Origin of the sequence: Sphingobium olei, from assembly GCF_042678845.1 — a bacterium.
GTDB lineage: Bacteria > Pseudomonadota > Alphaproteobacteria > Sphingomonadales > Sphingomonadaceae > Sphingobium > Sphingobium olei.
In genome coordinates, this window is record NZ_JBHTLS010000073.1 from 1 (window position 1) to 5,485 (window position 5,485).

Annotated in this window: 6 protein-coding genes; all 6 read right to left on the reverse strand. The window is 61.0% G+C overall.

Features of this window, described 5'->3' with window-relative positions:
• Window positions 1–123 precede the first annotated feature (123 nt).
• The 6 genes from ACFQ24_RS04525 to ACFQ24_RS04550 all read right to left on the reverse strand — a co-directional run bounded on the left by ACFQ24_RS04525 (window position 124) and on the right by ACFQ24_RS04550 (window position 5,366).
• Entirely contained in the window at window positions 124–696 is a 573-nt protein-coding gene (locus tag ACFQ24_RS04525; protein WP_380909299.1) for a 2Fe-2S iron-sulfur cluster-binding protein, read from the reverse strand.
• Between the two features lie 124 nt (window positions 697–820).
• Window positions 821–1,813 carry an alkane 1-monooxygenase gene (locus ACFQ24_RS04530; RefSeq protein ID WP_380909307.1) on the reverse strand — a complete coding sequence of 331 codons (993 nt, stop codon included), beginning with the start codon at window positions 1,811–1,813 and terminating at the stop codon, window positions 821–823.
• A 218-nt stretch (window positions 1,814–2,031) separates the two neighbouring features.
• Window positions 2,032–2,583 carry a 3-phenylpropionate/cinnamic acid dioxygenase subunit beta gene (locus tag ACFQ24_RS04535; RefSeq protein WP_380909301.1) on the reverse strand — a complete coding sequence of 184 codons (552 nt, stop codon included), beginning with the start codon at window positions 2,581–2,583 and terminating at the stop codon, window positions 2,032–2,034.
• Between the two features lie 14 nt (window positions 2,584–2,597).
• Window positions 2,598–3,920, reverse strand: a complete 1,323-nt coding sequence (locus tag ACFQ24_RS04540; RefSeq protein WP_380909303.1) for an aromatic ring-hydroxylating oxygenase subunit alpha — start codon at window positions 3,918–3,920, stop codon at window positions 2,598–2,600.
• Between the two features lie 47 nt (window positions 3,921–3,967).
• Window positions 3,968–4,519, reverse strand: a complete 552-nt coding sequence (locus ACFQ24_RS04545; protein WP_380909305.1) for an aromatic-ring-hydroxylating dioxygenase subunit beta — start codon at window positions 4,517–4,519, stop codon at window positions 3,968–3,970.
• A complete protein-coding gene (locus ACFQ24_RS04550) occupies window positions 4,512–5,366 on the reverse strand; it encodes an RHO alpha subunit C-terminal catalytic domain-containing protein (protein ID WP_380909309.1) in 855 nt (284 codons plus the stop codon). Before ACFQ24_RS04550 ends, ACFQ24_RS04545 begins: the two co-directional genes overlap by 8 nt.
• Between the last annotated feature and the right edge of the window lie 119 nt (window positions 5,367–5,485).

A 5,485-nucleotide genomic window follows, 5' to 3' on the forward strand; every position in this document is an offset into this window, starting at 1 on the left:
ATTGCCTCCATCGCAACCTTCGCCTTGAACTCCGCGCTGTAGCGCTTTCTCGTCGTCTTCATTCCCGTCCATTCCTTCAGGTCGGGATGAGCTTAACACCCTGTCCGAATTTCCGGCACCACCTCAATCTTCACCGAACAGCCAATCGGTGAAGAGGCCGCCGGGGACGTGCCGGACATGGAATTCGAGCCGCTGTGCCTCTCCTCGTTCGGGGGCGAATGCGAAGGAATAGCTGCGCGGTTCGGCCATGCCCGGTCCCGTGAGGTCGGCATATTGGCCCGGCGAGAACTGCATCGGGCGATCGATTTCGACGACAAGATTGATGATGTCCGGGCAAAGCCGGGACGTGGCAACGATGGTCGCAGTGAAACTTTCCACAGCCTGCTGGCGGGATAAAGGGGCATCAAGTGCGATGACCAGGTCCGAGCGCGGCATCGCCTGGCATGCCAGGCGGTACCCTTGTGAAAGCGCATCGCGTTCGAGAACCAGGGCCGAAGGACTCAGTTCCCCGATCTTGCCGTCCATCAGTTTGAACCGGCAAGTGCCGCATGAACCGACCTTGCAGTCGTGCGGCATGGCCAGCCCCTCTGCCAGCATCGCTTCAAGCAGCGTTTTGCCTCGTGGGATCTCCAGGATTGCCGGTTCTCCGGCAATACTGACCTTGCTTGATCGCTGCTTCTTGAGGAATGAGAACATTGAATTGGTCGCCTTGCATGGACATGAAGTAATTGTAAGAAAGAAGCGGGATCCCCGTTAAAGGGATCCCGCCAAGGCTACATGGAGGCAATCGGAGAGGAAAACCCCCATGCGGGTGGAACTGTCAGTCGGTGGTGGCCCAGGCTGGCCAACCAGCCTGTACGTTCGCCGCCATCGCTAGTTTGCGCTCGCTTGGCGAAGCGAAATGCAGATCCCAGTCCTTCAACCGCGGCTGCGCGATGCACCGGTGCCAGACGGGCGGGACAAGGCCGCACAGGAAGCAAAGGAACAGCGAAGGCATCTGCGGCGCCTTCGGCTCGGGCTGAAGTTCGTAGAAGGGAATGTGGCCGTCGAGATGGTGGTTGATGTGGTTGGTAATTTCCACGCCTATCGGACGCACGATCATGCCAAGATGGTTCCAGGCGTGGTGTTTCGCGATGGGATCGCCTTCCACGCGCAGCAGGCCATAGTGCTGGAAATAATTGAAGCCTTCGACGAACATCTTGGCAAAGAACATTGCGCAAACCGTGGCGAATCCGGCGATCGGCCCTGCCGCCGCCGCAACTCCCAGGATGATCGCGCCGACTAGCCCCAGCTGGAGCCACATGGCATTGCGCCAGCTCAACGGCGAATGTCCGAGACGCGACAGGATTTCGCCCTGCTTTTCCCAGGTGTCCTTGTAAGAACCCCAGGTCGCCTGGAACACGAAGCTGTAGATCGTCTGGCCGCGTAGCGGGGTGTCGCTGTCCTTCGCGGTGTCAAGATGGACGTGGTGGGTGACAATATGAGCAACATCACGGTTGGGATCGCCGTAAAAGGCGCTCAGGCCCTTGGCCACGGCCCGTGGGAACCAATGGCGGCGATGCATCAGCTCGTGCGCCACTGGCAGGGTCGGGACAGCCGACAGCCAGGCCAGGCTGGCGATCGAACCGATCAATTGCCATGCCGAACCATCGGTTCCCCAGATCGGGTAGGTTCCGGTCGCCACCGAATTCGCGAACGCCAGATAGAGTGCAACCATCAAAGGGAATTGCAAGTAAATCGCGATATTGGCAACCAGTGCAATCCCGCGCGAGCGCGCCTTGTGATCGCTCGGCAGGACGATATCCAGTAGCATCAGCACCGCGAAGGTGGCGATGCCAAGCCAGACGAACGGCCGCCGAGGATGAAACCCGCAACGCCGGTGAGGGTCATGGCGGGGACCAGAAAATAGCGCAGAGCATCCATGGCTTCTCTCCGATTTTGGGCACCTGCCCGCGGATGCGGGGAGCGTCCGATTGTCTTTTGATTGAACGGCGCGACAGACGGGTTCACCCGATGTCGCGCCGGGAATTACTAGAGGTAGATGTTCAGGTTCTTGCTGAGCATCACGTTGTGCTTGAGGATGATCCGGCGCTTGACCAGCTGATAGGCACCGCCAGTCTCGCGCCAGATGTCGATCCGGCTGCCGATCAGCGAATCCTCGTCACGTTCGTTGCGGTTGCGATAGGCGTAGAAGTTCGAGAACACCCTGAACTCATCCGCCTTGTCGGTGTGTTCCACTTCGACATTGGTGACGATGTGGGTGTAGCGCGTGGCCGGATCTTCCGACCATGCCGTGCCCGTTTCCAGGCGCGTGAGGCGTTTTTTGATCTCGCCGAGGCTGTCGTTGTAATAGGCCATCCGTGTCAGGTCGGTGACCTGATCGGTCGTATCGCGGCGATAGCGGGTTTCGATTCCCGGCATGTGATAATGCAGGTCGTCGGCCAGCATCGCCACCCAGCCAGCATAGTCCTCATCGTCCAGGCAGCGCGCTTCGCGATAGAGGGTCTGGGTCAAGGCATGGGTCACTTCCAGCGAAGCGGTTGCGCCAGTGCGGGGGCGCTCGAGAGTGGTGGTCTGGTTCATGGTCTAATATCCTCTCAAAGCGCGAACAGGCCGGGAAGGTCGCGCGTTTCGGCCACCCCGGTCAGGCGGGGTTCGGGCCACGGCGGCATCGCGCCGAGATCGGTGGCCTCCATCATGTCCAGCCACCGCTGGTAAAAGCCGCGCTGGTTCGCGTCGTTGTACTGGCCGCGATAGACGATCCCCGGCAGGGTATCGTGATCGATCTGGCGTCCGATTCCGCAGCGGTAGTGCAACCTTTCGTGGCGGGTGACGACGCCGCGGTTGACCGTGGTGCAGTTTTCCCAGTTTTCGCCATCGTCCATCTCGAATGTACCGCCGGGGCCGAAGGTCTGCATCACGCCCTTGGTCACTTCGTCCTTTATGTCGTCGGGCATCGCCTTGTTGACGATCACCCAGGTTTTGAGCTCGAACTGCATCGGACCCTTGGGCTGCCATTGCCGGAAGGTTGAAATGCCCGGCAGGAACGAGACGTTCGGGAAAATCGAGGCGGAGGCCACCGAGCCGAAGATCTGCGAGCGCATCGTGCCCAGCCGATCGGCCATCTTCGGGCGGATCTTCTCGTAATATTCCATCACCTTGGGGCGGCCGAGCAGGAACAGATCGCCCACGCCCTCGGTGCCGAATTCCCAGCCGTGGCCATTGACGCTGGCATGGTAGGAATTATCCATGTCGATCGGCGGGAAGGGCTGGCCGTTGTTCATCGACCGGCAGCCCGAATCGTGGGTCCAGCCCGCGTGGTAGGCATCGCCGATGAAGTTCTCGACCCCGAACTTCCAGTTTGCGCTGATCACCGACTTGATGCAGCCGCCAATCAGTTCGGTGCCGCCTTCCTCGTTGTCGAGCAGCATGTCGAGGTACCAGCGGAAATCGCCGAGCCAGGCGTCGAGGCTGGGGCCGTCCTCGGCAAAGGTGGCGAACACCAGCCCCTTGTAGCTGCCGACCCGCGCGACCTGCCGCAGTCCGTTCTTCTTGCGGTCGATGTCGCCTTCGTCGTAGCAGTATTCCTCGTGCATGCCCTGCAGTTCTCCGGCGGTGTTGAAGGCCCAGCCGTGATAATTGCAGACGAACCGGCGAGTGTTGCCGGCATCCGCGAAGCAGACCTTGTTGCCGCGATGCGGGCAAGAATTGAGGTAGACCTTGATCGAGCCGTCGGGCTGGCGGGTAACGATCACCGCGTGCTCGCCCATATGCGTGGTCAGGAAATCGCCGGCCTTGGGCAGCTGGCTTTCATGGGCGACAAACAGCCAGGATCGCGCGAAGATGCGGTACAGTTCCTCCTCGTAGATTTCCGCGTCGCTGAAGATCCGGCGATCGAGCCAGCCTTCCTTGAGGTCCATGTAGCGCGAAAATTCCGGCTCGCGGCCGATCCGTTCCATACGCATGGTCATCGTCTCCCGTTGTATTGATCTAGAAAAATACGTTGACGTTGCTGTCTGGCAGCACCGAATGGTCGAGCGCGATTTCGCGCGCAGCGAGAAGCAAGCTTTCGCCCCCCCTTGCGCCAGCGATCCGTGCGTCCGGCGGTGAGCAACCGGGTCTGCCCGTCGATCCGGTTCCGGTTGATCACCACCACCGAATGAACCACCGCTTCGTTCGGCTCGTCCGCGTCCAAAACCTCGACGTTCGAGACCACCCGGCGCACGAAGTTCGGCGGATCCTCAGCCCAGACAAAGCCGGAGCGCAGGCGATCGATCCGCAACTTCAGCCGGGCGAGATTGTCGTTGAAGACATTCCCCGCGCCGACCGCGATCGGGGCGGAACGATCGGCCCGGAAGCGACGGCTCTTGAGCGCCATATGGTAGGACACGTCCTCGCACAGCAACTCCAGCCACTCCTCGAAGCGCTCGTCGTCGAGCAGCCGCGCCTCATGGAAGAGGCGCTGGGTAAGGGCGGTTACCGTGTCATGCAGGGCGGGTTGGGGGCGTACGTCAAGCATCGACAGCCTCCCGCGATGCCAGCGAATTGAGATTGTAGGCGGGAACGTCGCTCCAGCTCGAGGCCTGCATGTGTTCTTGCCAGCGGCGATAGAAGTAGCGCTGGTTGTGTTCGCTGACCAGGCCGGCGGCAATGTCGCCCGGAAAGCCTTCGCGCGCGCCGGAGCGGCCCAGCGCCATGTTGGTGTAGACATCCATCTGCGAAGTGCGCCAGCCGCGCGACTGTTCGGTGCAGGCGGCAAGGTTGTCGCCATCGTCGTTGTCGAACAGGCCGGCCAGCCCGAAGGTCAGGCACTGGTTGTCGAGGATTGTCGCCCTGATCTCTTCGGGCATTTCGTTTTCGACCATGGCCCAGGTCCATTGCTCGATCTGCCCCGGTCCCTTGGGATGGTAGACCCTGAACCAGTTGAGGCCGGGCAGGAACTGCAGGTTGGGAAAGATCGTGATGTTGATCTGAGAGCCCCACAGCTGTTCGCCGCGGGCCTTGCCTAGCCGCTCGATCGCGGTCGGCCGGTTGGCCTCCAGATAGTCGAGCATCGGCTTCGGATCGGGGTAGAAAGCATAGCCGGATACTCCGTCGAGCGAGGTAAGCGCCATGTGGCCGTTGAGCCCGGCTACCGACAGCCCGCCTTCGAGGTTGGCGCTGGAATTTCCGACACTGAGGCCGGACAGGTCCATCGGCTGCACCGCCATCATCGCCCCGGCATGGGCCCAGCCCAGATGATAGCCATCGCCGCAGACATTTTCGACCGGCAGCTTCCAGTTGGTGTTCAATACCATCTTCTGGGTTTCGCCGACCAGCGAGGTGCCGCTGGGCAGAGCATCGAGCCAGACGTCGAGATTGTGAATCGGCGTGCAAAAAGGACCCCGTTAGCGGGGTGATCGGCGTCTAAAAGGGACCCCTCATTTCGATAGCTTAAACAGCCGTCTGGATGTTCAGGCGGCGAGATCGGGATGTTGGTTTTGGA